At 38.8% G+C, this 1,099-nt stretch carries 1 protein-coding gene and 2 pseudogenes; 2 read left to right on the forward strand and 1 reads right to left on the reverse strand.

The features are described from left to right. Positions 1–244, forward strand: a pseudogene (locus QZ289_RS10380) (undecaprenyl/decaprenyl-phosphate alpha-N-acetylglucosaminyl 1-phosphate transferase); the annotation flags it as partial. Positions 245–268: 24 nt separating this feature from the next. Further along, positions 269–871, forward strand: a complete 603-nt coding sequence (locus QZ289_RS10385) for a recombinase family protein (protein WP_295702308.1) — start codon at positions 269–271, stop codon at positions 869–871. On the opposite strand, the pseudogene QZ289_RS10390 reads toward QZ289_RS10385, so the two are convergent. Continuing rightward, positions 850–1,099 (reverse strand): annotated as a pseudogene (locus tag QZ289_RS10390) (undecaprenyl/decaprenyl-phosphate alpha-N-acetylglucosaminyl 1-phosphate transferase); the annotation flags it as partial. The gene QZ289_RS10385 and the pseudogene QZ289_RS10390 overlap by 22 nt on opposite strands.

The raw sequence follows: 1,099 nt of genomic DNA on the forward strand, positions 1-1,099 counted from the left end.
TAAACGTATCAAGCGTAAAATGTCCGCGACACAGCCTGACAAAGTGCATTTTCATATGCTTGTTTTTAAGCGCGTTACTCGCTCTGATGCCTATACTTCGTGCTTGATTTTGGCATTGAATATCCCTTTTGTTGGCCTAAGCGTCTATTACTATCATCACACAGTTATTTTGCTTGCGCTATGTGCGGTATTTGCGCTATGCTATACCTATTTTTATGCAAAATTAACTCGCTTTGGGCTTTAATACTCTTTAAAAAAAGGATGTTGTATGAACTACGCATGTTTGAGGGTATCAACTCACAAGCAAAGTATTGAAAATCAATATTTTGAAATTCAAAAATGGTGTGAAAAGCATCATATTCATATTGATTCTGTCTGTGCGGAATCAATAAGCGGTATGATTAATCCTAGCTATCGTCAGCTTGGCAAAACCATCAAAAAAGCTAAGAGGGGAGATTGCCTTATTATCTGTGAAATTTCCCGTCTTGGCAGGAGTATTTTGCAGATTATGGGTGTGCTTAATCAATGTATGGAGCGAGGCATTACGATTTACTCTATTAAAGAAAACTACGAATTAGGGGATAATATTAACTCTAAGGTTTTAGCCTTTGCATTTGCGTTAAGTGCGGAGATTGAGCGGCATCTTATCTCTCAACGCACCAAAGAAGCCCTCTTGCGTATCAAGCACGAGGGGAGAAAGCTTGGGCGACCACAGGGCAGCACGCCTCTTTCTGCCTTAAAACTTTATCCTCATAAAGATTCTATATTGTATATGCGCCAAAAGCAAATCCCGCTGGTGCAAATAGCTCAAAAATTCAAAGTAAATCGCAAGACACTAAGTGCTTTTCTTCACAGGCTTGATACACAATAGTTTCTTTCCAATCCCTTATACGCAATGAGATAAATGGCTGTAAACCCCACAATAAAAGCTATAAGTATATATGTGCAAGAATAGAAGGCAATGCTTATCCCAATGATAAGAATCTGCACACACAAAATAGCACTTGAGGTAAGAGCATTGCTTTTTAGCTTTTTAAAAAGCAATGTATGCAAATGCAAATCATCAGGGCTAGTAGCATTTAGTCCGCGCTTCTTGCGT

The sequence above is a fragment of the uncultured Helicobacter sp. genome (genome assembly GCF_910577135.1).
Taxonomy (GTDB): Bacteria; Campylobacterota; Campylobacteria; order Campylobacterales; family Helicobacteraceae; genus Helicobacter_C; species Helicobacter_C mastomyrinus.

Coding starts and splice junctions, on each gene's coding strand:
- QZ289_RS10385 (WP_295702308.1), top strand. CDS start 269: ATGAACTACGCATGTTTGAGGGTATCAACTCACAAGCAAAGTATTGAA.